Source organism: Enhydrobacter sp. (assembly GCA_025808875.1).
Lineage (GTDB): Bacteria > Pseudomonadota > Alphaproteobacteria > Reyranellales > Reyranellaceae > Reyranella.
This window is the reverse complement of record CP075528.1, coordinates 4,467,131-4,491,178: the sequence shown is the minus strand read 5'-3', so window position 1 is coordinate 4,491,178 and position 24,048 is coordinate 4,467,131. Positions and strand designations below refer to the sequence as shown.

20 protein-coding genes are annotated in these 24,048 nt (G+C 68.0%); 12 read left to right on the top strand and 8 right to left on the bottom strand.

The window, feature by feature from the left end:
* Nucleotides 1–81: 81 nt before the first annotated feature.
* The 7 genes from KIT25_22295 (at nt 82) to KIT25_22265 (ending at nt 8,698) form a co-directional block, all read left to right on the top strand.
* Nucleotides 82–2,037, top strand: a complete 1,956-nt coding sequence (locus KIT25_22295) for an AMP-binding protein (protein UYN98026.1) — start codon at nt 82–84, stop codon at nt 2,035–2,037.
* Between the two features lie 5 nt (nt 2,038–2,042).
* Nucleotides 2,043–2,834: an ABC transporter ATP-binding protein gene (locus tag KIT25_22290; protein UYN94720.1), complete on the top strand. Its 792-nt coding sequence runs from the start codon at nt 2,043–2,045 to the stop codon at nt 2,832–2,834.
* 62 nt (nt 2,835–2,896) lie between these two features.
* Nucleotides 2,897–4,021, top strand: coding sequence for a branched-chain amino acid ABC transporter permease (locus tag KIT25_22285; protein ID UYN94719.1), 1,125 nt, complete (start codon nt 2,897–2,899; stop codon nt 4,019–4,021).
* Nucleotides 4,022–4,038: 17 nt separating this feature from the next.
* Entirely contained in the window at nt 4,039–5,106 is a 1,068-nt protein-coding gene (locus tag KIT25_22280; protein ID UYN94718.1) for a branched-chain amino acid ABC transporter permease, read from the top strand.
* 62 nt (nt 5,107–5,168) lie between these two features.
* Nucleotides 5,169–6,497: an ABC transporter substrate-binding protein gene (locus tag KIT25_22275; GenBank protein UYN94717.1), complete on the top strand. Its 1,329-nt coding sequence runs from the start codon at nt 5,169–5,171 to the stop codon at nt 6,495–6,497.
* 75 nt (nt 6,498–6,572) lie between these two features.
* Nucleotides 6,573–7,400, top strand: a complete 828-nt coding sequence (locus KIT25_22270) for an ABC transporter ATP-binding protein (protein UYN94716.1) — start codon at nt 6,573–6,575, stop codon at nt 7,398–7,400.
* A 62-nt stretch (nt 7,401–7,462) separates the two neighbouring features.
* Nucleotides 7,463–8,698 (top strand): AMP-binding protein, encoded by a 1,236-nt coding sequence (locus tag KIT25_22265; GenBank protein UYN94715.1) that lies wholly within the window; start codon nt 7,463–7,465, stop codon nt 8,696–8,698.
* Here KIT25_22265 and galT read toward each other — a convergent pair.
* Together galT and KIT25_22255 are read right to left on the bottom strand one after the other, a co-directional pair.
* On the bottom strand, nt 8,682–9,704 hold the full coding sequence (galT, locus tag KIT25_22260) for a galactose-1-phosphate uridylyltransferase (GenBank protein UYN94714.1): 1,023 nt from the start codon (nt 9,702–9,704) through the stop codon (nt 8,682–8,684). The two genes, KIT25_22265 and galT, sit on opposite strands and share 17 nt — an antisense overlap.
* Entirely contained in the window at nt 9,704–10,957 is a 1,254-nt protein-coding gene (locus tag KIT25_22255; GenBank protein UYN94713.1) for a glycosyltransferase, read from the bottom strand. Before KIT25_22255 ends, galT begins: the two co-directional genes overlap by 1 nt.
* Nucleotides 10,958–11,234: 277 nt before the next feature.
* Here KIT25_22255 and KIT25_22250 point away from each other — a divergent pair, with 277 nt between their 5' ends.
* From KIT25_22250 to KIT25_22230, 5 genes are all read left to right on the top strand, one after another.
* Complete coding sequence (locus KIT25_22250; protein ID UYN94712.1) at nt 11,235–12,104, top strand: protein-L-isoaspartate O-methyltransferase; 870 nt, start codon at nt 11,235–11,237, stop codon at nt 12,102–12,104.
* A 151-nt stretch (nt 12,105–12,255) separates the two neighbouring features.
* Entirely contained in the window at nt 12,256–14,898 is a 2,643-nt protein-coding gene (locus KIT25_22245) for a hypothetical protein (GenBank protein UYN94711.1), read from the top strand.
* Entirely contained in the window at nt 14,895–15,893 is a 999-nt protein-coding gene (locus KIT25_22240) for a hypothetical protein (GenBank protein ID UYN94710.1), read from the top strand. Before KIT25_22245 ends, KIT25_22240 begins: the two co-directional genes overlap by 4 nt.
* Entirely contained in the window at nt 15,890–16,441 is a 552-nt protein-coding gene (locus KIT25_22235; protein ID UYN94709.1) for a phosphohydrolase, read from the top strand. The genes KIT25_22240 and KIT25_22235 overlap by 4 nt, the downstream gene beginning before the upstream one ends.
* A complete protein-coding gene (locus tag KIT25_22230) occupies nt 16,438–17,352 on the top strand; it encodes a threonine/serine dehydratase (GenBank protein ID UYN94708.1) in 915 nt (304 codons plus the stop codon). Before KIT25_22235 ends, KIT25_22230 begins: the two co-directional genes overlap by 4 nt.
* 153 nt (nt 17,353–17,505) lie before the next feature.
* Here the strand turns inward: KIT25_22230 and KIT25_22225 are convergent, their stop codons facing one another.
* From KIT25_22225 to KIT25_22200, 6 genes are all read right to left on the bottom strand, one after another.
* Nucleotides 17,506–18,063, bottom strand: coding sequence for a hypothetical protein (locus KIT25_22225; protein ID UYN94707.1), 558 nt, complete (start codon nt 18,061–18,063; stop codon nt 17,506–17,508).
* Nucleotides 18,064–18,099: 36 nt separating this feature from the next.
* Nucleotides 18,100–19,701, bottom strand: coding sequence for a hypothetical protein (locus KIT25_22220; protein ID UYN94706.1), 1,602 nt, complete (start codon nt 19,699–19,701; stop codon nt 18,100–18,102).
* 167 nt (nt 19,702–19,868) lie between these two features.
* Nucleotides 19,869–20,252 (bottom strand): PaaI family thioesterase, encoded by a 384-nt coding sequence (locus KIT25_22215; protein UYN98025.1) that lies wholly within the window; start codon nt 20,250–20,252, stop codon nt 19,869–19,871.
* A 41-nt stretch (nt 20,253–20,293) separates the two neighbouring features.
* Nucleotides 20,294–21,307 carry a zinc-binding dehydrogenase gene (locus tag KIT25_22210; GenBank protein ID UYN94705.1) on the bottom strand — a complete coding sequence of 338 codons (1,014 nt, stop codon included), beginning with the start codon at nt 21,305–21,307 and terminating at the stop codon, nt 20,294–20,296.
* A 163-nt stretch (nt 21,308–21,470) separates the two neighbouring features.
* On the bottom strand, nt 21,471–22,970 hold the full coding sequence (locus tag KIT25_22205) for an acyl--CoA ligase (protein ID UYN94704.1): 1,500 nt from the start codon (nt 22,968–22,970) through the stop codon (nt 21,471–21,473).
* Nucleotides 22,971–23,094: 124 nt separating this feature from the next.
* Nucleotides 23,095–23,934, bottom strand: a complete 840-nt coding sequence (locus KIT25_22200; GenBank protein ID UYN94703.1) for a VOC family protein — start codon at nt 23,932–23,934, stop codon at nt 23,095–23,097.
* Nucleotides 23,935–24,048 lie beyond the last annotated feature (114 nt).

Genomic DNA, 24,048 nt, shown 5'->3' with positions numbered 1-24,048 from the left:
CGCTTCGATTTGCCTGTGGCTAGTAGGCGCGACAACGACGAGCCGGAACCGGCCTTATCAGGGAGCGCGGACGGGATGACCATGGCGACGGCGGCCGAGACCCGGGCGGGGGACACGTTCCCCAAGCTGCTGGCCGATCTCGCCCTGAAGCGCGGGGCGCAGCCGGCCTATCGCGAGAAGGAACTCGGCATCTGGCAGACCTACGACTGGGCGCACGTCGCCCGGCAGGTGACGACGCTGGCGGCCGGACTGAGCGAACTCGGGCTGCAGCGCGGCGACAAGGTGATCGTCGTCGGCGACAACAGGCCGCGCCTCTACTGGTCGATGTGCGCCGTCCAGTCGTTGGGCGGTGTCCCCGTCCCGGTCTACCAGGACTCCGTTGCCGAGGAGCTCGCCTACGTCGTCGAGCATGCCGGCGCCCGGCTCGCCATCGCCGAGAACCAGGAGCAGATCGACAAGCTGCTCGAGATCCAGAAGAAGGTCCCGTCGCTCGGCGTGCTGATCTACGACGATCCGCGCGGGCTGCGGCACTACACCGGCCTGCTCTCCTACGCGGAAGTGCAGGCGCGCGGCGTCGCGCGGCTCGCCGCCGCCCCGGACCTGGTCGCCGCCGAGGTGGCCAAAGGCAAGGGCAGCGACGATGCGATCATGCTCTACACGTCGGGCACGACCGGCCGGCCGAAGGGCGCGGTGCTGAGCTACGACAATCTCGTGTGGGCGGCGAAGGCCGGCGCCGAGTTCGACGGGCTGAAGGCGGGCGACGAGCTGCTTTCCTATCTGCCCATGGCCTGGGTCGGCGACCACATCTTCTCCTACGCGCAATGCTACGTGGTCGGACTGGTGGTCAATTGTCCCGAATCGGCGAGCACCGTCATGACCGACCTGCGCGAGATCGGTCCGACCTACTATTTCGCGCCGCCGCGCGTGCTGGAGAACCTGATCACCCAGGTCACCATCCGCATGGAGGATGCCGGCTTCGTCAAGCGCAAGCTCTTCCAGAATTTCATGAAGGTGGCGCGCAGGGTCGGCCCGTTGCTGCTCGACGGCCATCCGGTGTCGCTGCCCGACAGGCTGCTCTACTGGGTGGGCGGCCTGCTGGTCTACGGGCCGCTCAAGAACACGCTCGGCATGAGCCGTATCCGCGTCGCCTACACGGCCGGCGAGGCGGTGGGACCGGAGATCTTCAATTTCTACCGCGCGCTCGGCGTCAACATGAAGCAGCTCTACGGCCAGACCGAGGCATCGGTGTTCGTCACCATCCATCCCAACGGTGAGGTCTTCCCCGACACCGTCGGCAAGCCGGTCGGCCAGGTCGAGCTCAAGATCACCGACTCGGGCGAGGTGCTCTATCGCAGCCCGGGCGTGTTCAAGGAGTATTTCAAGAACCCGCAGGCGACCAACGACACCAAGACCGCCGACGGCTGGGTCCACACCGGCGACGCCGGCTACCTCGACGAGCGCGGCCATCTCAGGATCATCGACCGCGCCAAGGACGTCGGGAAGCTGAAGGACGGCACGCTGTTCGCGCCGAAATTCATCGAGAACAAGCTGAAATTCTTCCCGCACATCAACGAGGCGGTGGCGTTCGGCGACGGCCGCGACTTCGTCTCGTGTTTCGTCAACGTCGACATGGTGGCGGTCGGAGACTGGGCGGAGCGGCGCAACATCTCCTATGCGAGCTACCAGGAATTGGCCGGCCGTCCCGAGGTCTACGGCCTGATCGAAAGCGAGATCGAGCAGGTCAATCGCGATCTTGCCGCCGATCCGCGCATGGCCGGGGCGCAGATCCGCCGCTTCCTGATCCTGCACAAGGCGCTCGACGCCGACGACGGTGAGCTCACGCGCACCAACAAGGTGCGGCGCGGCTTCATCGGCGAGCGCTACAAGCCGCTGGTCGACGCGCTCTACGACGGATCGAAGAGCGCCTACATCAAGGTCGACGTCACCTTCGAGGACGGCCGCAAGGGAACCATCGAGGGCAACGTGGAGGTGCGCGACGTGGCGCCTCATGGCTCGGCGCTGCGCAAGGCAAGCTGAACACCATGCAAGCACGCGCCCGCGATTTCACCGAACCCCTGCTGTCGGTCGAGAGCATCAGCCTGGCGTTCGGCGGCGTGAAGGCGTTGACCGACGTCAGCTTCGACATCCGGAAGGGCGAGATCCGCGCCATCATCGGGCCCAACGGCGCCGGCAAGTCGTCAATGCTGAACTGCATCAACGGCTTCTACCATCCGCAGAGCGGCGCCATCACCTACAAGGGGACCCGGCGCGAGCGCATGCGCCCGCACGAGGCGGCGGAGCAGGGCATCGCGCGCACCTTCCAGAACATCGCGCTGTTTCGTGGCATGTCGACGCTCGACAACATCATGACCGGCCGCAACCTGCGCATGAAGACCGGGCTCTTCTTCCAGGCGCTGCATGTCGGGCCGGCGCGGCGCGAGGAGATCGAGCACCGCAAGGCGGTCGAACGCATCATCGAATTCCTCGAGATCCAGCACATCCGCAAGGTCCCGGTCGGCCAGCTGCCCTACGGCCTGCAGAAGCGCGTCGAGCTCGGCCGCGCGCTGGCCGCCGAGCCCGAGCTGCTGCTGCTCGACGAGCCGATGGCCGGCATGAACCTCGAGGAGAAGCAGGACATGTGCCGCTTCATCCTCGACGTCAACGACGAGTTCGGCACGACGATCTGCCTGATCGAGCACGACATGGGTGTCGTCATGGACATCTCCGATCGGGTCGTCGTGCTCGACTACGGCAAGAAGATCGGCGACGGCGTGCCCGACGAGATCAAGTCCAACCAGGCGGTCATCGACGCCTATCTCGGTGTGAGCCACTGAATGTTCGGATGGAGTTCACATTCCTCTTCCCCTGGCGGCGGAGAGGAGCATGAGGTGGCTCGATGCTAGGCCCCTTCCTCGAGACCCTGATCGGCGGGCTGTTGACCGGCGTGCTCTATTCGCTGGTTGCGTTGGGCTTCGTGCTGATCTTCAAGGCGTCGGGTGTGTTCAACTTCGCCCAGGGCGCCATGGTGCTGTTCGCCGCGCTCACCTTGGCGCGGCTCGCCGACCAGATCGACGACAAGGAAGTGCATCTCGTGCACTTCGTCGTCGCAGCCGGCGTCCTCGGCGGCACGCTGGCGCTGATCGGATGGTATGCGCTGCGCGAGTATGTGGCGCGCGGCGGCGGCGAGGGCGAGCGCCGCAAGATGCTCCTCATGGCGGCGGGCGGCGCCTTGATCGGCGGTGTCGTGGCCTTCGCCTACGGCAAGGGCGCCTGGCCGCTCTGGATCGCGCTCGCCGCCACGGCGTCGATCATGGGCCTGCTTGCCTACGCCATCGAGCGGCTGGTGCTGCGCCATCTCGTCAACCAGGAAGGCATCATCCTGTTCATGGCGACGCTCGGCATCGCCTACTTCCTCGACGGCTTCGGTCAGACGCTGTGGGGTTCCGACATCTACAAGATCAATCTCGGCCTGCCCAACGAGCCGATCTTCCTGTTCGAAGGCGTGTTCGAGGGCGGCCTGCTGGTCGACCCGGGCGACCTGTTCGCGGCGCTGATCGCCGCGATCCTGGTGACCGTGCTCGCGATTTTCTTCCAGAGGACGCGCATCGGCCGCGCGCTGCGCGCGGTCGCCGACGATCATGCCGCCGCGCAGTCGGTCGGCATTCCGCTCGACCGCATCTGGCTGATCGTCTGGACGGTGTCGGGGCTGGTGGCGCTGGCGGCCGGCGTCATCTGGGGCGCCAAGCTCGGCGTGCAGTTCTCGATCTCGCTGATCGCGCTCAAGGCACTGCCGGTGCTGATCCTGGGCGGCTTCACCTCGGTACCGGGCGCCATCGTCGGCGGGCTCATCATCGGCGCCGGCGAGAAGCTCTCCGAGGTCTTCCTGGCGCCGATCCTGATCCGGGCCTTCGATCTCGCCGGCGGCGGCATCGAGAACTGGTTCGCCTACGTCCTGGCCCTGATCTTCCTGCTGTTCAGGCCGCAGGGCCTGTTCGGCGAACGCATCATCGAACGCGTATGAGAGAGCGGGTCTGATCGATGTTTTACCGCGAGGCCGGCCAGTTCAAGACCAACTACGTCGCCGATCAGCAGATCTTCCCGGTCCTGCAGGATCGCCTCTTCGTGCTCGCGGCGATCGTCGCGGCCTTCGTCGCCGTGCCGCTCTTCGCCACGCCCTATCTCTACACCGAGATCCTGATCCCGTTTCTCATCCTGTCGCTGGCCGCCATCGGGCTCAACATCCTGGTCGGCTATTGCGGCCAGGTTTCGCTCGGCACCGGCGGCTTCATGGCGGTCGGTGCCTACGCGGCCTACAATCTGTGGCTGCGCGTGCCCGAGGCGAACAATCTCATCGTCGTCTTCCTGTTCGGCGGGCTGATGGCGGCGGCGGTCGGCATCCTGTTCGGCATCCCCTCGCTCAGGATCAAGGGCTTCTACCTCGCCGTCGCCACCTTGGCCGCCCAGTTCTTCCTCGACTGGCTGTTCGCCCGCGTGAAGTGGCTGACCAACTACACGCCGTCCGGCTCGGTGGCGGTGGGCAACACCAGCGTTTTCGGCTGGAAGATCGACACGCCGGACGAGCGCTACCTCTTCATCCTCGCCTTCGTCGTGGTCGCCACCCTGGTCGCGAAGAACCTGGTGCGCGGCCATATCGGCCGGTCCTGGATGGCGATCCGCGACATGGACATCGCCGCCGAGATCATCGGCTTCCGGCCGCTCCGGACCAAGCTCACCGCTTTTGCCGTCTCCTCCTTCTTCATCGGCATCGCCGGCGCGATGTGGGCCTTCCTGCGGCTCGGCGCCTGGGAGCCGCTCGCCTTTGACATCAACCGCTCCTTCCAGATCCTGTTCATGGTGATCATCGGCGGCCTCGGCTCGCTGCTCGGCAGCTTCCTTGGCGCCGCCTTCATCGTGCTGACGCCGATCCTGCTCAACCAGCTGCCCGGCTGGCTGGGCGTCAAGATGTCGACCGCGCTGCTCAGCCACCTCGAATTCATGGTGTTCGGCGCGATGATCGTGTTCTTCCTGATCGTCGAGCCGCACGGCCTGGCCCGGCTCTGGGCGGTCGCCAAGGAAAAGCTCCGCTTGTGGCCCTTCCCGCACTGATGGGGAGGGGTTAGGGTTCGGCAGAAAGCGGCCGACAGGGTCGCACAGAAGAGGAGGAAACGATGGGTCTTCGCAAAGCAGCGCTCGTTGGCGCGGCGCTCGTCTCGGCCGGCTTCGCCATGGCCGCGACCGGTGCATCGGCGCAGAACGAGCAATTCATCCCCGGGCTGGTCTACCGCACCGGCGCCTACGCCCCGAACGGCATTCCGTTCGCCAACGGCGTGGCCGACTACTATGCGCTCATCAACGAGCGCGACGGCGGCATCAACGGCGTCAAGATCCTCTACGAGGAGTGCGATACCGGCTACGCCACCGACCGCGGCGTGGAATGCTACGAGCGATTGAAGAACAAGGGGCCGACCGGCGCGGCCTACGTCAATCCGCTCAGCACCGGCATCACCTTCGCGCTCACCGAGAAGGCGCCGATCGACAAGATCCCGCTGATCACCATGGGATACGGCCGGTCGGAGAGCCGCGACGGCAGCGTGTTCCAGTGGAACTTCCCGCTGCTCGGGACCTACTGGTCGGCGGCCGACATCATCATGCAGCACATCGCCAAGAAGGAAGGCGGATTCGACAAGCTCAAGGGCAAGAAGATCGTGCTGGTCTATCACGACTCGCCCTACGGCAAGGAGCCGATCGCGCTGCTCGAGCAGCGCGCCAAGATGCACGGCTTCACCTTCACGCCGATGCCGGTGACCCATCCGGGCGTCGAGCAGAAGGCGACCTGGCTGCAGATCCGCCAGAACCGGCCGGACTACGTCCTGTTGTGGGGCTGGGGCATCATGAACTCGACCTCGATCAAGGAAGCCGTCGCGGTCGGCTACCCGCGCGACAAGATGTACGGCGTGTGGTGGTCGGGCGCCGAGCCCGACGTGCGTCCCGCCGAGGGCGGCGCCAAGGGCTACAATGCCGCCATGCTGCAGCACGGCGCCGGCCAGTTCGCCATTCACGGCGAACTGAAGAAGCACCTCTACGACAAGAACAAGGGCTCGACCAAGTGGGAGGAGGTCGGCGAGGTCCTCTACAACCGCGGCCTGGTCAACGCCATGCTGGGCGTCGAGGCGATCCGCACGGCGCAGAAGAAGTTCGGCAACAAGCCGCTGACCGGCGAGCAGGTGCGCTGGGGCATCGAGAATCTCGATCTCAACGAGGCGCGCATCAAGGAGCTCGGCCTCGAGGGCATGCTGAAGCCGCTCAAGGTCTCCTGCTCCGACCACGAGGGCACGCGCGAAGGCCGTATCCAGCAGTGGGACGGCGCCAAGTGGAACGTCGTCAGCGACTGGTACCAGTCCGACGACAAGGTGCTGAAGCCGATGGTCGACGCCGCGGCCAAGAAGTACGCCGAGGAGAAGAAACTGCCGGTGGTGGACTGCTCCAAGCAGAGCTGACCACGGCTGTTGGCCTCTCCCTCTTTCTCCTCTCCCCCTGGCGGGGGAGAGGAGCATGACGAAAGAACGCGGACGATGAGTCTAGCCGCCCAGTCCCCCACCCCCGCCAACGTCATCGACGTCGCCAACATCGAGGTGATCTACAATCACGTGATCCTCGTGTTGAAGGGCGTTTCGCTGTCGGTGCCCGAAGGCGCGATCGTCGCCCTGCTGGGGGCCAATGGCGCCGGCAAGTCGACGACCTTGAAGTCGATCTCCAACCTGCTGCTCACCGAACGGGGCGAGGTCACCAAGGGGCAGATCCATTGCCGCGGCGAACGGGTCGACGGGCTGACGCCGAGCGACCTCGTGCGGCGCGGCGTCATCCAGGTGATGGAGGGCCGCCACTGCTTCGGCCATCTCACCGTCGAGGAGAACCTGCTGACCGGCGCCTTCATCCACGGCAGCAAGCGGCGCCAGATCGCCGACGACCTCGAGAAGGTCTACCACTACTTTCCGCGCCTCAAGGAACGGCGCACCAGCCAGGCCGGCTACACCTCGGGCGGCGAGCAGCAGATGACGGCGATCGGCCGCGCCCTGATGAGCCGGCCCACCACCATCCTGCTCGACGAGCCGTCGATGGGGCTGGCGCCCCAGCTCGTCGAGGAGATTTTCGAGATCGTCAGGAACCTCAACGAGAAGGAAGGGGTTTCGATCCTGCTCGCCGAGCAGAACACCAACGTGGCGCTGCGCTACTCGCACTACGGCTACATCCTCGAGAACGGCAGGGTCGTGCTCGACGGCGCCGCCGCGAGCTTGCGCGAGAACGAGGACGTGAAGGAATTCTATCTCGGCATCGGCGGCGAGGGCCGCCGCTCGTTCCGCGACGTCAAGCACTACCGCCGCCGCAAGAGGTGGCTGTAGTCTCTCATGTTCCTCCCCCCTGGCGGGGGCGAGGAGGCCTGACGAGCAAGAGGAAACATCCGATGTCCAGGCACTACGACACGCTGGAAACCCGCACGCCGGAGGAGCGCGAGAAGGCGCTGATGCAGGCGCTGCCGCAGCAGATCGCGCATGCCAAGGCCAATGCGCCGTTCTTCAAGGAGTGGCTGAAGGACGTCGATCCGGCATCGGTCACGTCGCGCACCGCGCTCGCGAAACTGCCGGTGCTGCGCAAGTCGATGCTGGGCGAGGTGCAGAAGAAGAACCCGCCGATGGGCGGCCTCGTCACTGTGCCGATGACCAAGGTGCGCCACGTCTTCATGTCGCCCGGCCCGATCTTCGAGATCGACACCGACGAGCCCGACTATTTCCGCGGCGCGCGCGCGATGTACGCCGCGGGCTTCCGGCCGGGCCATGTCGTCTACAACACCTTCTCCTATCACCTGACGCCCGCCGGCCTGATGATGGAGTCCTCGCTCCAGGCGCTGGGCTGCGCCGTCGTGCCGGGCGGCGTCGGCAACACCGAGCTTCAGCTCGACGCCATCGCCGCCATCCGGCCGACCGGCTATGTCGGCACGCCGTCGTTCCTCAAGATCCTGGTCGAGAAGGCGGCCGAGCTGGGCAAGGACATCTCGTCGATCAGGCACGCCTTCGTCGGCGGCGAGGCGTTGCCGCCCAGCCTGCGCCAGATGTTCGTCGACAAGGGCATGACCTGCCTGCAGAGCTACGGCACGGCCGATCTCGGCACCATCGCCTACGAGTCGGAGACCGTCGAGGGCATGACGGTCGACGAAGGCGTCATCGTCGAGATCGTGCGGCCGGGCACCGGCGATCTGGTGCCCGAGGGCGATGTCGGCGAGGTCGTGGTGACGACCTTCAACCGCGCCTATCCGCTGATCCGCTTCGGCACCGGCGACATGTCGGCGGTGCTGCCGGGGCCGAGCCGCTGCGGGCGCACCAACATGCGCATCAAGGGCTGGATGGGCCGCGCCGACCAGCGCACCAAGGTGCGCGGCATGTTCGTCGATCCCGAGCAGATCGCCGAAATCTCGAAGAAGCATCCGGGACTCGGCCGCCTGCGGCTGGTCATCGACTGGGTCGACCAGGCCGACACCATGACGCTGAGGGTCGAGGCGCCCCAGCCATCGCCCGATCTCGAGAAGGCGATGGAGGCGACCATCCGCACCGTCTGCAAGGTGGGCGGCAAGGTCGAGTTCGTGGCGCCGAAGTCGCTGCCCAACGACGGCAAGGTGATCGACGACGTTAGGAAGTACACCTGATCGAGCCGGGCTCGGCCATCGCCGCCCGCAGCGCGCGGGCGCCGTCCTCGGGCCGGGACGGATTGATCGACAGCCCCGAACCCAGTTCGAATCCTCCGACGGTTTCAAGCCGGGGCAGCAGCCGCAGCCGCCAGTGCAGGCATGGACTGGCCAGCGCGGGTTTCGGCGCCGTGTCCAGAACGAGATTGTAGGGCGCTGCCCCGGTCACATGATCGAGCGCGCGCAGCACGACCGCCAGCGCTCCGGCGAGATCGCCGATGCCGCCGTCGTCCAGCGCGGTGAAGTCGGGCAGATGCCGCTTCGGAACGAGCCAGACCTCGAACGGCGCGCTCGCCGCGAACGGCACTGCGGCGAGCAGGGAGCTGCTTTCGAAGACCACGCGGGTACCGTCCGCTCCTTCCGATTGGACGATGTCGCAGAGAACGCAGCGCTTCTCTCTTTCGTAGTAGGCCAACGCGGCCTGCTGGCGCAGTCGCACCGCCGGCGGGATGCCGGAAAGGGCAATCAGTTGACTGTGCGGGTGAAGCAGGGAGGCGCCCGCCGCCGGGCCGCGGTTGCGGAACAGAACGACCGATTGGACGTCGCGGGCATGCAGCAGCGCGCGGCATCGGTCGCGCCACAGCGCAATGACGGTCGTGAGCTGCGCCGCCGGCAGGCTCGACAGGTCGAGATCGTGGCGTGCACCTTCGACGATGACTTCGTGGATGCCACTCGCCGGCGCGGCGTCTTGCAGTGGCGGCGCCGACGGCACCGCCTCGGCCGGCGAGTCGACCGCCGGGAACTTGTTGGGCACGACCCGTGCCTGCCAGCCCGGCGGCCCGACGGCAGGCACCTCCGTCACGATCCCCGGCAGCAGCGATTCGTTGCCGGGACAAAACGGGCAGGTGGGATCGACGACTGGTACGCCCGCATTCTGGCTCCTGTGGACGGAGCGGGGGCGGTTGCCTCGGCGGGGAGAGACGATGACCCAGGCACCGGAGCTGGGATCGCACCTCAACTCGCTCATCAACCCGCCCTGCCATGGAGGACGAAGCGCGCGTCGAAGGACCCGATCAGGTCGAGCCATTCCTCCATGAGGCGCGTCATGAGGAAGCGCTCGCGCACGGTCTGCCGTGCCCTGGCGCCCAGTCGGTCGCGCAGCTCGCGGTCCTTGACGAGCTGCACGATGCGGGCGGCCGCCTGCTCGACATTGTCGACCAGGAAGCCGTTCTCGCCGTCGCGGATCTGATGCTTGATGCCGCCGACGTTGCCGCCGATCACCGGCGTGCCCTTCCACATGGCTTCGGACACGGTGAGGCCGAATCCTTCGCGGGTCGACTTCTGCAGCACGACCGCGGCCCTTCGCTGGAGGGCGTTGACGAGCGCCGTGTCCTGGACCGACAGGATGCGCAGCCGTTCTTCGCCGCACCGACAGAGCGATTCGAAGACCTGTTGGCCTTCGGGATCGTCGGTGGCGACGTTGCCGACCAGCACCAGCGTGCAATCGACCTCCTTGCGCGCGAGCTGGAAGGCGGCGATCACGCCCTGCGGATCCTTCCACTTGTCGAATCGCGAGACCTGTACGACCAGCGGCCAGTCGTCCGGGATGTCGTAGTGCGCCAGCCTGTCGGCGATCTCGGCGTCCGACAGCGGCCGGTTGATGCTGGAAAACGGATTGATGGCCGGCATTATGAAGCGCTGCGGCGCTTCCAGCTTCTGCGCATACTCCGGAAGCGACAGGACGACGGCGTCGTATCTTTCGATCAGGGGCTGCAGGTAGTTCCACAGCTTCGCGTTCGGCGACGAGAGGTCGACGTGACAGCGCCAGATCCACGGCGCCTTCTTGCGGTAGTGCCGGATCAGAGGCAGGGGCTGCGGGTCGTGGACGATGACGACATCATGGTCGAGATGATTGCGGGCGGCGTTCTCGAAGGCCACCTCCTCGTAGATGCGAAGCTTGAGCTCGGTGAGGTTGATGTCGCCGCCCTGCAGGGCGTTATGCATCTTCTTGGTGATGCTGAAGAAATCCGGTCGACCCTCGATGACCCGCCACCCGGTCTGGATCCCCACACTGTTCATGAGCAGGGTCAGCGACGACAGGAGTTCGGCAACGCCTCCGCCGTAATAGGTCGAGTTCACATTCACGACGTGCAGATCGCGAAGGCGGTCTGCCTTGCGCATGATCCGCTCGATCCCCTCGTTGCCGATGAACGGTTCGTAGTCCTCGACCGTCGTCAGGCGCAGCGCCGGCAGGTCCGGCGCCGGAGCCGACGCTTCCACCGGGCGATCCGCCGATGGTGGTTCCCGAAACAGTTCCATTACCTCTTCCGTCGCTGCTGCAACATGCCGCTCCATCAAACCGACTTTTTCCGACGCTGGCGAGGCGAATTGGCGATGACGGGGCCGCCCGCCGGCGCCTGGCCACTCGTCGTGCGCAGCTTGTCGCAGGCTCGCGCGCGCTGGCAAATCGGCCATATTTCCCGTATCTAGAGCCCATGCGCGGTCGACCCGAACGCCCCCTCGGCCAAACGCGCCCCGCCGCCCATGGAGGAGCCCCTTGAAGAGACGCGATTTCGTTGCCGGTTCGGCCGCCCTGGCCGCCGTGGGTGTCGCCCCGCCGGCCGTTGCCGCGACCATCAAGCCCTATAGCTGGGATCTCAATCCGCCGACCGACACGCGCGAGAACTTCATCGCCTGGGGCACGGCGCGCGGCGAGGATCCGGTCTTCCTCGGCCAGCGCTGGGACCGCTTCCAGGCGCTGTTGCGCAACAAGGACATCTGGGACGCCAAGACCAGCCGCGCCTTCCTGCTGACGCCGCGCGAGGAATTCGCCTCGGTCAATCCGGCGATCCACAAGCGCGCCTACGAGCACAATTTCCTCGATATTGGCTACGGCGTGACCATGTCGGGCCCGCACCTGCAGGGCCGCATGACCAACGTCATCGACGTCAAGCGCGGCGAGAAGGTGCTCGAGATCGGCACCGGCTCGGGCGTGCAGGCCGCCTATCTCGCCAACCTGACCGAGAACACCTACACGATCGAGATCATCAAGCCGCTCGCCGACCGCACCCGCGCGCTCTACGACCGGCTGATCGAGAAGGGCTACACCGAGTACCGCCACATCAAGAGCAAGGCCTCGGACGGCTATTACGGCTGGGAGGAGGCCGCGCCCTTCGACAAGATCATCGTCACCTGCGGCATCGACCACGTGCCGCCGCCGCTGCTGCAGCAGCTCAAGACCGGTGGCCTGATGGTGATCCCCGTCGGCCCGCCCGGCGCGCAGCGCGTGCTCAAGGTCGCCAAGACGCAGGGCGCCGACGGCTCGATCACGACCTCGCGCGAGGACATCTACGGCGGCAAGATCGTTCCCTTCGTGCCCTTCACCAAGCTCGATGGCGACAAGATCTCCGGCACGCACAATCGATAGGATTGCGTGACATACAACCCCACCTCATGCTGAGGAGCCGTGCGCCGCACGGCGTCTCGAAGCATGGAATCCGCACCGCGTCCGAACCCACCCTTCGAGACGCGGCCTACGGCCGCTCCTCAGGGTGAGGTCTTTACTTAAGGCCCATCCCTTGACCGTCACGGTCGACCTCGACAACCGCGCGCCGCTTTCCTTCTATCTTTCGGTCGGCCTGGTCGCGGGCGCCATCATCGCGCTGCAGATCGGCATCATGCGCGTCTTCTCGGTCGGCAGCTGGGCGCATTTCGGCTCGCTGGTCGTCAGCCTCGCCATGTTCGGCTTCGGCCTGACCTCGGCGGTGATGTGCGTCGGCAAGGGCTGGTTCGAGCGCCATTGGCAGGGCGCCATCGCCGGCGCGCTGCTCGCCTTCGGGCCGCTGATGGTGGTGTGCAATCTCGCCGCCCAGCAGGTGCCGTTCAACGCCATCTTCCTGATCTCCGATCCGATGCAGAAGTGGCGGCTGTTCGCCAACTTCGTGCTCTACTTCCTGCCGTTCCTCGCGGGCGCGCTCTATCTCGGCGTCGTCTTCCTCAAGGCGCAGAAGACCTTCAACCGCGTCTACTTCGCCGACCTCGTCGGCTCGGGCCTGTGCGGCCTCTCTGTTCTGCTCGCCATGTACGTCTTCCGGCCCGACGACCTCGTCATGGCGCCGCTGTTGCTGTGGCTCGTCGGCGGCGCGCTGTGGTTCGTGGCGCTGGGCGATCGGCGCGGGCTGCTGGCGATCGTGGTCGTCGCCGTGCTCTCGGCTTCCGTCCACTACGTCGCACCGTCCGTGCTCGGCATCCCCAAGCTCGCGGTGTCCGACTACAAGGGCGTCTCCTACGCGCGCAAGTTCCCCGACAGCAAGCGCACATACGAGCGCGCCTCGCCGTTCGGCTACATGGAGGTCTATTCCAGCTCCTACCTCCACTTCGCGCCGGGCCTCAGCGACAACGCCGCCTTCAACCTCGAGAAGATGCCGTCCAATGCCTATCTCGGCATGTATCTCGATTCGGAGGGACCGAGCGGGATCATCAAGGACCTGCCGGCGAACGAGACCGCCTATTTCCGCTTCCTGCCGATGATCTATCCCTACCTGCTGAAGCAGGCGCCGGACACCTTCGTCGTGCAGTTCGGCGGCGGCATCTCGACGGCGGTGGCGCTGAAGTCGGGCTCGCGGCACGTCACCGTCGCCGAGGGCAATCCCGCGGTGCTCACCGCCTTCCGCGAGGACAAGGCCCTGCGCGCCTTCACCGGCGACGTGCTGCACGATCCGCGCGTGACGGTCGTCGACTACGACGGCCGGCTCTATCTCGCGCACACCGCGAACCGCTACGACATCGTCGACCTGTCGCTCGCCGATTCGGCCGGCCTGTCGAGCCCCGGCGGCTTCGCCATCGTCGAGAAATACTCCTACACGCGCCAGGCGATGGCCGCCTACATGCGCGCGTTGAACCCGGGCGGCATCCTGGCCGTCACGCTGTGGAACAAGGAAGAGCCGCCCAAGTCGGTGCTCAAGCTCTACGCGACCATGGCGCTGGCGGCGCGCGAGCTCGCCGGCAAGGACGGAGTCGAAGCCGACATCTCGCGCAACTTCTTCGTCGCCTCGGCCTATCTCTCGACGGCGACCGTCCTCTACAAGAACGGCGGCTTCACGCCCGAGGAGGTGGCGAAGCTCGGCGCCCACACCCGGGCGATGTCGTTCGACGAGATCTATTCCCCGGGCCTCGAGGTCGACCAGTCCGGGCTCGCCCAGATCCTGTCGGACTACCGTGATCAGTTCTTCTTCGCGGGGCCGGTGCACGATCCCAGCGTGCCGTCGGACAAGGAGCCGTCGGACAAGGAACCGTCCGACAAGCCGCCACCCGGCGTCGGCGGCGAGGCGCCCAAGGTCCCGGCGGTCGTCCTGGCGCGCATCGCCTGGCAGCGCCTGGTCCATGGCGGCTGGGACGAGATCGCCGACGACTACGTCTTCGACACCCGTATCCTCACCAACCACCAGCCCTACTTCGCCGCCTACATCAAGGTGAGAGACCTGCTGAAGTTCGCCGACCGGCTCGAGCTGGTGCAGGACGAATGGGGTTATCTGCTTCTGTGGGCGACGCTCGGCATCGCCACGATCTTCGCCTTCACCCTGGTGCTGTTCCCGCTGGTCTTCGGCTGGCGCACCATCTTCAATCGCTATCCCGGCAAGTTCGGCACGCTGGTCTATTTCCTCTGCCTCGGCCTCGGCTACATCATCGTCGAGGTCGGCATGATCTCCCACTTCGTCCTCGCGCTCTCCAACGCCACGGTCTCCGCCTCGGTCCTGATCACCGGCATGCTGGTCTTCTCGGGCTTCGGCAGCTTCGTGTCCGAACGCTACTTCGCGCGGGCGCGCACGGTCATGCCGCGGATCTTCCTCGCCATCTTCCTGATCCTGGCGCTCTACGCCTTCACCATAGACTACGCCCTCGACTGGATCGGCACCTTGCCCTACGCGCTGCGCATCGTGCTCTGCCTCCTGCTGCTGTTGCCGCCGGCCTTCCTCATGGGCTTCCCCATGCCGACCGCGATGACGACGCTCGGCCGGCTCGGCAAGGACCACATGTTCCTGTGGGCCTGGGGCATCAACGGCTGCTTCTCGGTGATCGGCGCGGCGCTGGTGCCGATCGTGGCGACCAGCTTCGGCCTGCCGGCGGTCGTGCTGGTCGGCGCGGTCGCCTATCTCGTGGCGTTGCCCACGTTCTTCTCCGTGCTGATGCCGCTCGACGCGCAGCGGCCGGCGATCGCGTGAAGCGGCGCGCGCTGCTGCTGGGGGCGCTGTCGATGCCGACCTCTGCCGCCGCGCGCACCAAGAAGAGACCCGCCGGACCGGAGGCGGCGCCAATGGCGCCGCTCGTCGAGCCGAGGATGCAGCTCGTCGCCTTCAACGCCTCGGCCTTCCCCTATCGCGGCCGCGTTCCCGGTTCCAACAAGCCCTTCCTCGACGTGCGCGAGGCCGACCGGCGCGGTCATCGCACGGCGCGCGGCGACGTCTACTGGGAGGAGCCGACCTACAGCGACCGCCGCTCGCTCCTCTACCTGCCGCCAGGCTTCGATCCGGCGAAGCCGGTGCTGATGGTGGTCTACTTCCACGGCCAGGGCGCCACGCTCGAGCGTGACGTCGTCCGGCGCCAGGCGGTGCCGCGCCAGGTCGCCGAGGCGGACCGCAACATCGCCCTCGTCGCGCCGCAGCTCGCGCTCGATGCCGTCGATTCCAGCGCCGGCAATTTCTGGAGGCCGGGACATTTCGCAACGTACGTCGACGAGGCGGCCGAGCGGCTGATGCGCCTCTACGGCGACCGCCGTGCCGGCGGCGCCTTCAACCTCGCCTCGGTCGTGATCGTCGCCTATAGCGGCGGCTATCTCGCCGCCGCCCATGCGCTGGCCGAGGGCGGCGCGCGGCATCGGATCAAGGGCGTCATCCTGATGGACGCGCTCTACGGCGAGGAGGACAAGGTCGCGGCCTGGGCGGCGGCCCGTCGCCGGCAGGCCTTCCTGCTCAGCGCCTTCACCGAGTCGACGCGGCACGAGAACACGCTGCTGCAGGGCCTGCTGGCCCGGCGGCGCGTGCCGTTCCGGCGTGCCCTGCCGCAGTCCCTCGCGCCGGGCACTTTCGCCTTCGTGGCGGCGGGCGGGCTCGACATGCATGGCGATTTCGTGACGCGCGCCTGGCGGCCCGATCCGTTGCGTCAGGCGCTGGCGATGATTCCCGGCTACGTCCCGCTTCGTGCTAGACAACGCCCATGAGCGCCGACCTTCGCCGTGAACTCCTCGACATCTTCGTCGGCCGCGCGACCAGGCGCTACGGCCTGAGCGAGATCAACCAGCTCCAGCACGCCCTGCAGGCGGCGGCCCTGGCCGAGGCGGACGACGCCCCGCCCGCCGCGGTGCTCGCCTCGCTGCTGCACGACGTCGGCCACATGATCCACGATCTCGGCGACAATCCCGCCGCGCGCGGCGTCGACGACGTGCACGAGACGCTGGGGGCCGACTGGCTCGCCGGGCGCTTCGGGCCGGAGGTCAGCGAACCGGTGCGCCTGCACGTCGCCGCCAAGCGCTATCTCTGCACCGTCGAATCCGACTATTTTGGCAAGCTCGCGCCCGATTCGGTGCGCAGCCTGCAACTGCAGGGCGGCCTGATGTCGGCCGACGAGGTCGAGGCCTTTCGCCGTCATCCGCAGCACGCGGCGGCGGTGCAACTCAGGCGCTACGACGAGGCCGCCAAGGATCCGCACGCGACCACGCCCGATTTCGACCATTTCCTGCGCCACGTCGAGGCGTGCCGCCTGCGATGATCGCGCGACAAGACGTCGAGGCGGCGTGGCAACGTATCCGCCCGCATATCAGGCGCACGCCGGTCATCGAGCTGGCGGAGCCGGGCTGGCCGGCCGCGCTCAAGCTCGAATCGCTGCAGGTCAGCGGCACCTTCAAGGGGCGCGGGGCCTTCCACAAGCTGCTGGTCTCCCGGGTGCCCGAGGCGGGCGTGATCGCCGCGTCGGGCGGCAACCACGGCGTGGCGGTGGCCCATGCCGCGCGCGCCCTCGGCCATCGCGCCGAGATCTTCGTGCCGACCATCACGAGCCCCGCCAAGCTGGCGCGGCTCGCGAGCTGCGGCGCCGTCGTGCGGCAGGTCGGCGCCGTCTACGCCGAGGCGCGTGCCGCGTCGGAGAGGCGCGCCGCCGAAACAGGCGCGCTGATCGTGCAGGCCTACGAGGATCCCGAAGTGTTCGTCGGTGCCGGCAGCGTGGCGCTGGAGTTCGCCGAACAGGCGTCGTTCGACACGCTGCTGGTCGCGGTCGGCGGCGGCGGGCTGATCGCCGGCTGCGCTGCGGCGATCGGCGACACGGTCAAGATCGTCGCCGTCGAGACCGAAGGCACGCCGACCCTGTACGAAGCCCGTCGCGCCGGCCGGCCGGTCGAGGTGAAGATCTCGGGCATCGCCGCCGATGCGCTGGGCGCCAGCCGCATCGGCGTGCCCAACTTCGAGGTGGCGCGGAAGCTGGTGCGCGATTCGGTGCTGGTCACCGATGCCGCCGTGCGCGAGGCGCAGGCGCGACTGTGGGGTGAACTGCGCGTGATCGCCGAACCGGCCGGCGCCACGGCTCTCGCCGCGTTCCTGTACGGCGCCTATCGCCCGGCGCCGGGCGAGCGCGTCGCCACCCTGATCTGCGGCGCCAACACCGACCTCTCGTCGATTCCTACCTAGATATTCCCTCCCCTTCGCGGAGCTCGCGAAGGGGAGGTGTCGCCGTCTTACGGCGACGGAGGGGTCATGAGTCACCGACGCTGCGACTTATGACCCCTCCGCCTGCGAAGACGCGGCCACCTCCCCTTGCCGGACTCCGGCAAGGGGAGGAGTCTACCGCGTGACGTCGGTCACCACGGCGCGGTTGGACGTGCCGGCGCTGTTGGAGGCGTCGAAGCGGATCATGTATTTGTCGGCCGGCGAGATCCACCAGCGCGACACCGAGCGGAAGCCGCCGGGGCCCTGTTCCTGCATCTCGACGACGAAGGTGTCGACCGGGGCGTCGCGCGGGCCGCTGCGCCGCTCGAAGCGCACCACCGTCAGGATGTAGTCCCAGGCGCCCTTCGACGTGGTGTAGCGCGCCTCGATCTTCCTGCCGACCTCGAGCGGCCACAAACGCTCGGGCCGGAGCGCGGCGATGAAGGAGGTCGTGTCGCTGCCGTCGGCGCTCGGGTTGGCGAACATCAGGCCGCGCATCCTGAACGGCTCGCCGCCCACCGTGTCCATGGTGCAATCCATGCCGCTGCGGCCGCGCGCCACCACCTTGACGCCGCTGTCGAAGGTGAAGGTCGTGCCCGGCGCGGGACAGTCGAACTCCATGGTCTGGGCGGCCGCCCCGCCGGCGAGCATGACGGGAAGAAGAAGGAGGCAAAGCGCACGCATCGGTCTCATGGCCGCGATCATAGCCCAGCCGGCCGGGGATTTGCCTCAGAGTTCGGCGGCCAGCCCGAGGTCGTGCCAGCTCGCCGCGGCAAAGTTGGCGTCGTCGGAATGGTTCCGCACCGTCGCGGCCGCCACGGTGACCGGGGCATGCTCGACCAGCGGCAGGAGCGGGGCGTCCCGCGCGACGACACGCTGGAACTCGGCGACGAGATCGCGCCGCTCGTAGATGCCGGTCTCCGTCGCGATCCGCGCCGCCAGCCGGTCGAGCCCGGGATCGGCATGGCCGCTGGCATTGCCGAACGGCTGGCCCGGCCGGATGCCGTCGGAGGTGTAGCGACGCGTCGTCCAGGGCACCGGCTCGCAGGGATTGGCCTGGTTGGAGAGGGCGAGGTCGAAATCGTAGTCGGTGTAGATCCGCCGCAGCGCCGTCGGCCGGTCGACGACGACGATCTCGACGGCGACGCCGATCTCGCCGAGCGCCTGCCGGACATAGGCGCCGACCTTCCGGTTCGTGGGCCACCAGTCCGCCACGACCAGCGTGAGGGCGAAGCGCCGGCTCTCCGTCGCACGGTGGCCGGCCGCATCGAGCAGCGCCCGTGCGCGGCTCGGGCTGTGGTCGAGGCGATGGAGATCGGCGCTGAACAGCGCCTTGTTGGTCGACAGGATCGGCCCGCTGCCGGCGCGCGCCCGTCCCGCGAAGATGCTGCGGGCGATGAAGGGGCGGTCGAGGGCATGGAAGATCGCCTGCCGCACCTCGCGCGAGTCGAGGGGAGAACGGCGCGTGTTGCAGGCCAGGGTCGTCGCCAGCCCGGGCTCCTCGTAGCCGCGCGCCGTCTCGACGAAGCGGCCGGTCGCCACCAGCCGCCGCGCGTCGGCCGGCGTCACGGCGTCGAACAGCGCGAGCTGGACCTCGCCGGCCTCGAGCGCGGCGGCGCGGTCGGCGGCGTCGTCGATCGGCCGCAGCACCAGCCGGTCGAGCGGCGGCCGTCCACGCCAGTAGTCGCGGTTACGCTCGAGCTCGATGCGGCTGCCGCGCAACCAGTGTCGCAGGCGAAAGGGTCCGGTGCCGACCGGCGCATCGTCGCCGGCGAGGTCGCGCGGATCGGCGCCGTCGTGGAGATGGCGCGGTACGACGAAGCTCGCCGGACCGCACAGCAGCGAGCCGAAGGCGAAGGGCGGCACGGGGCGGTTCCACCGCACCACGACCGTGCTCGCGTCGATCGCCTCGATGCCGGTGACGTCCTCCATCGCCTCGGGCTCGGCGTGCTTGCGCCAGATCCCGGCCATCGAGAAGACGACGTCGTCGGCCGTCATCGCCGTGCCGTCGTGGAAGCGCACGCCGCGGCGCAGGCGGATCGTGTAGGCGGTGAAGTCGGGCGAGGGGCGCCAGCCCTCGGCCAGCACGCCGATGAAGGCGCCGCTGTCGATGCCACGCCGCGCCAGCCGCTCCAGCATCTTCGAGGCGACCATCGTGGCGATCGGCCCGCCGCCCGACGGCACGTGCAGCGCGCGCGGCTCGCCGCCCCGGCCAGCCGCCTCGCCCCAGGTCGCCGTCAGCGTCCCCGCGTCGCGCGCGTGGCCCGGCCGGACGAGCAGGCCGGCGGCGAACGCGGTGCCGAAGGCGCGGCGGGTGACGCGGGCGGTCATGACTCCCTTCTCCTCCCCTTGCGCCAGCAAGGGGAGGTGGCGGCGTCATACGCCGACGGAGGGGTCATGGGTCGAAGTCGTTGCGACTCATGACCCCTCCACCCTCGTATGACGAGGGCACCTCCCCAGCAGACTGGGGAGGAGGGCATGATGTCGCCGGACAGTGGTCAGCCGGCCAGTGTCGAATATGTGGCCCGGCCGACCGCCAGCAGCTGCCTCTGTTCGTTGAACACGTCGACGTCGACCACGCCGACGCTCTTGCCGGCGCGCCGCACCGTGGCGGTGGTGATCAGCCGGGTCTTGATCGCGGGCCTGAGGTAGTCGACGCGGAAATTGATCGTCGGCAGCGGCCGGCGCAGCGCCATGATCAGCGCATAGTCGCCCACCGTGTCGATGATCGCCGCGATCGGCCCGCCGTGCCACTGGCCCGAGCCCTTGCCGCGCTCGAACTCGGGCTTCATCTCGCAGGCCATGGTGACCTGCTCCCTGGCCGGGTCGGCCTCGGTGATTTTCAGCCCGAGGAAGGAGATGAAGGGCGAGCGGTCGAGCATCGCCTGCAGCTCCGCCGCGGTCAGTGGCTTCTCGGCGTCGCTCACGGCGCCACCACGATCTTGCCGAACACCTCGCGGTCCTCGATGACGCGCAGCGCCTCGCGCGCCTCGTCGAGCCGGAACGTCTTGTCGATCAGCACCTTGAGCTTGCCCTGCTGCACCATCTCGAGCAGCGTCACGATGTCCTGCCGCATCCAGCCGTTGGAGCCCAGCACCTTGAGCTCGAAGGTCCAGATGAAGCGGATGTCCTCCTGCGGCGCGAAGCCCGCCGTGGCGCCGCAGGTCAGCAGCCGGCCGCCGACCTTCAGCACCTTCATCGATTTCACCCAGGTGTCGCCGCCGGTGTAGTTGACCACCACGTCGACGCCGCGATCGGTGCCCGAGCCGCGCCGGGTCGGCTTGCCGTACATCTCGTAGACCTCCTTCTGGAAGTCGTGCGTGACGTAGTTGATCGTGCGGTCGGCGCCGAGCTCCCTGAGCCGCTGCGCCTTGGCGTCGGTGCCGGCGCAGGCGATCACCTCGGCGCCGGCGATCTTGGCGAGCTGCACGCAGCACACGCCGACGCCGCCCGAGGCGCCGAGGATCAGCACCTTCTCGCCGGCCGCCACGTTGCCGTTGGTCCGCATCATGCGCAGCGCCGTGCCGTAGGCCACCGGCAGCGCCGCCGCCTCGGCGAAGCTCACGCCCTCGGGGATCTTCACCAGCTGGTGGGCGCGCGCCTTGCACAGTTCGGCCAGGCCGCCATGCACCGTCTCGCCCATCAGCCCGCCCTCGACCCGGTTGATCGGATCGACCAGCACGCGGTCGCCCCTGCTCCAGCCGACGACGCCCGGCCCGACCTCGGCGATCTCGCCCGCCACGTCGAGCCCCATGATGGCCGGCATCGGCACCTTGATGCCGGGCATGCCGCGCCGGGTGAAGACGTCGTGGTAGTTCAGCGACGACGCCTTCACCGCCACGATCACGTCGCCCTGGCCGGGTTTCGGATCGGGGAAGTCCTTCTCGTAGTTCAGGCGATCGGGGCCGCCATGCTCGCGGACGACTGCTGCTCTCATTCCAATGTCCTTTCAGGCCTTTCTTCCCCATTCATATGGGGAAGTGCCCGCGCGTATCGCGCGGGCGATGGGGTCATGAGCCGCGGGCTGAAGCTTCTGACCCCTCCGCCCTCGTGAGACGAGGGCACCTCCCCATTTGAATGGGGAGGATGTGATGACTCTGTCACGACAGTCCCTCCGGGATCTGTCGGGCCAGCACGCGCTTGTCGATCTTGTTGGTGCCGGCGAGCGGCATCTCCTCGACGAAGAACACGCGCCTGGGATGCTGGTAGGCCGGCGCGTTGGCCAGCGCGAACTGCTTGATCGCCTGCTCGTCGATCTCCGCGCCGTTGGCCCGCACCACGAAGGCGACCGGCTTGTGGCCCTTCAGCTCGTCGGGCACAGCCAGCACGGCGGCCTGGTGGATCGCCGGATGCCTCTCCAGCATCTTCTCGACCTCGCCGGGATAGATGTTCTCGCCGCCGCACACGAACATGTCGTCGGCGCGGCCGACGAAGAAGAAGAACCCGTCGGCGTCGCGCCGGAACACGTCGCCGGTGCGGTAGTAGCCGTCCGGCGTCATCGCCCTGGCCGTCGCCTCGGGCAGCTTGTGATAGTGCGTCATCAGCGCGCCGCACTTCATCTCGAGCACGCCTTCATCCTCGACCGCCTTGCCGTCGCGCACGAGGCGCAGCTGCACCTCGGGATGGGCCGCGCCGGTCGACAGCTCGGGCTGCTTCAGCCCCCGGGGATGCGGGCCGAACACCACGGGCCCGGCCTCGGTCGTGCCGTAGCCGTTGGTGATCGCCGCCTTGGGGAACACGGCGCGCACCTGGTCGATCAGCGCCTGGGTGAGCGGCGCCGAGCCCATGCGCACCGCCTCGACCGACGAGAGATCGGTCCTCGCCAGCAGCTCCTTCTCGCGCAGCATCATGGCGATCATCGTCGGCACCGAGGTCAGGAACTGCACGCGATGCCGCGCCGCCGTCTCGATGTAGCCCTTCGTCGTGAACTGCGGCAGCAGCACGATGGTGTCGCCGTGGCTGAAGGTGGTCTGGCACATCGCCAGCCCGTTCATGTGATAGAGCGGCGCCGCGACCTGGACCCGCGTGCCCGGCGGGCCCGGCCGGCGCGTCCGCTGGCTGATCGCCCACAGGTGCGAGTAGTGCGACAGCACCACGCCCTTGGGCCGGCCGGTCGAGCCCGAGGTGTAGAGGAACAGCGCCGGTTCCTCCGGCTCCATGCGGAGCGGCGCGATCGGCTCCTCGGCGAGCAGCGCGGCGAAGTCGTGCTCGAAGGAGAGCTTGGGCACGCCGTCGGGTGCCAGCGCGAGCCGCGCCGCGTCGCCGATCGTCAGGCGCGCGTCGCTGTTCTCGACGATGTAGGCCACCGTCTCGGCCGGCAGCTTCCAGTTCACCGGCACCGACACCAGCCCGGCCTGCAGGGTGCCGAGGAAGGCGATCAGGTACTCGGCGCGGTTGGCCGACAGCAGCGCCACCCGCTCGCCGCGCCGGAGCCCGCGCTTCTGCAGGGCGTGCGCCACCGCGCCGCTCTGCCGGATCAGGTCGCCGTAGCTGTAGCGCCGCTCCGTGCCGTCGCCCCCCGCGTCGATCAGCGCCGGCGCCTCCGCCGGCACCTCGCGCGAGATCGCATCGCCCTGGTTGTCCCACTTCAGTCCGCGCATCGTCGCCCTTCATTTTCCTCCCCGGCGAAGCTGGGGAGGTGGCCCGCAGGGCCGGAGGGGTCATGACCCCTCCGTCGGCGTATGACGCCGACACCTCCCCTTGCTGCGCAAGGGGAGGGGAAGACTACTCCACCCACTCCAGCACCGCGTTCAGCGCCTCGCGGGCCGGCACGATCAGCCTTTCGCCGCGGCGGATCGAGGCGATCCTGCCGGCATCGAGCGCCTGCTCCGCCATCGCCAGCGACACCGTGCGGAAGGCGAGTCCCGCCATGTAGGCCGGCCGTCCCTCGGGATCGGGGCAGGCATCGCCGAACTCGGCCCGGAGCGTCGCCTCGGTGACGATGTCGAGGCGCGCATTGCCGACCGTCAGGCTCCTGCCGCCCGCGATGTCGCGCACCGCCTCCGGCCCGAACATGCCGGCATAGAGTTTCGACGCCCGCGCCGGGTCGGGCTCGACGAAGATCGCCCGCGCCACCGCCACCGTGCCGTTGGCATGGAGGCGCCACTCGTCGCGCCACACCAGGTCTCGCGTGAAATGGTGGCACCAGTAGACGCGGCCGTAGGGCACCACGCCTGCCTTCATGCGCACCGTGCGGAAGCGGGCCTCGCCCTGGCCCCCGGAATGCTTGACCGGCCGCGTGAACTCGGTCGGCGCCTCGACCGGCACGCCCGACCGCACCAGCTCCTCGTAGGTGATCGCCGAATCCTCCGAGCCGAACACCAGCCCGTTCAGCCCGTGCGAGTAGGTCATCAGGTCGAGCCGGCCGGTCGTCGCCCCCCTGGGGATGGCGATCAGCTCGAGATAGTCGGTGCCGAACATGGCGAGGTGGTTCATCGAGCCCAGCGAATGGTAGCCGCGCTCGGTCAGCGTGAAGCCCAGCCGCCGGTAGATGTCGGCGGCGCGGTCCATGTCGTCGCGCGCATTGATGACCACGTGGTCGAGGGTCGCTACGGGCAGGGGCATCGGTTCCTCCGGCCGGCATCTTGGCATGAGTCCGCATCTTCCTCCTCCCCAGCTTTTGCTGGGGAGGTGGCCCACAGGGCGGGAGGGGTCATGGTGCGGAACGCGCCGCGACTC

What these genes read in the sequence shown, in the direction of transcription:
- KIT25_22280 (UYN94718.1), top strand. Translation starts at nt 4,039, where the DNA reads ATGTTTTACCGCGAGGCCGGCCAGTTCAAGACCAACTACGTCGCCGAT.
- KIT25_22210 (UYN94705.1), bottom strand. Translation starts at nt 21,307, where the DNA reads ATGAGAGCAGCAGTCGTCCGCGAGCATGGCGGCCCCGATCGCCTGAAC.
- KIT25_22285 (UYN94719.1), top strand. Translation starts at nt 2,897, where the DNA reads ATGCTAGGCCCCTTCCTCGAGACCCTGATCGGCGGGCTGTTGACCGGC.
- KIT25_22220 (UYN94706.1), bottom strand. Translation starts at nt 19,701, where the DNA reads ATGACCGCCCGCGTCACCCGCCGCGCCTTCGGCACCGCGTTCGCCGCC.
- KIT25_22275 (UYN94717.1), top strand. Translation starts at nt 5,169, where the DNA reads ATGGGTCTTCGCAAAGCAGCGCTCGTTGGCGCGGCGCTCGTCTCGGCC.
- KIT25_22225 (UYN94707.1), bottom strand. Translation starts at nt 18,063, where the DNA reads ATGAGACCGATGCGTGCGCTTTGCCTCCTTCTTCTTCCCGTCATGCTC.
- KIT25_22215 (UYN98025.1), bottom strand. Translation starts at nt 20,252, where the DNA reads ATGCTCGACCGCTCGCCCTTCATCTCCTTCCTCGGGCTGAAAATCACC.
- KIT25_22200 (UYN94703.1), bottom strand. Translation starts at nt 23,934, where the DNA reads ATGCCCCTGCCCGTAGCGACCCTCGACCACGTGGTCATCAATGCGCGC.
- KIT25_22295 (UYN98026.1), top strand. Translation starts at nt 82, where the DNA reads ATGGCGACGGCGGCCGAGACCCGGGCGGGGGACACGTTCCCCAAGCTG.
- KIT25_22235 (UYN94709.1), top strand. Translation starts at nt 15,890, where the DNA reads ATGAGCGCCGACCTTCGCCGTGAACTCCTCGACATCTTCGTCGGCCGC.
- KIT25_22270 (UYN94716.1), top strand. Translation starts at nt 6,573, where the DNA reads ATGAGTCTAGCCGCCCAGTCCCCCACCCCCGCCAACGTCATCGACGTC.
- KIT25_22265 (UYN94715.1), top strand. Translation starts at nt 7,463, where the DNA reads ATGTCCAGGCACTACGACACGCTGGAAACCCGCACGCCGGAGGAGCGC.
- KIT25_22230 (UYN94708.1), top strand. Translation starts at nt 16,438, where the DNA reads ATGATCGCGCGACAAGACGTCGAGGCGGCGTGGCAACGTATCCGCCCG.
- KIT25_22205 (UYN94704.1), bottom strand. Translation starts at nt 22,970, where the DNA reads ATGCGCGGACTGAAGTGGGACAACCAGGGCGATGCGATCTCGCGCGAG.
- galT (UYN94714.1), bottom strand. Translation starts at nt 9,704, where the DNA reads ATGAGCGAGTTGAGGTGCGATCCCAGCTCCGGTGCCTGGGTCATCGTC.
- KIT25_22290 (UYN94720.1), top strand. Translation starts at nt 2,043, where the DNA reads ATGCAAGCACGCGCCCGCGATTTCACCGAACCCCTGCTGTCGGTCGAG.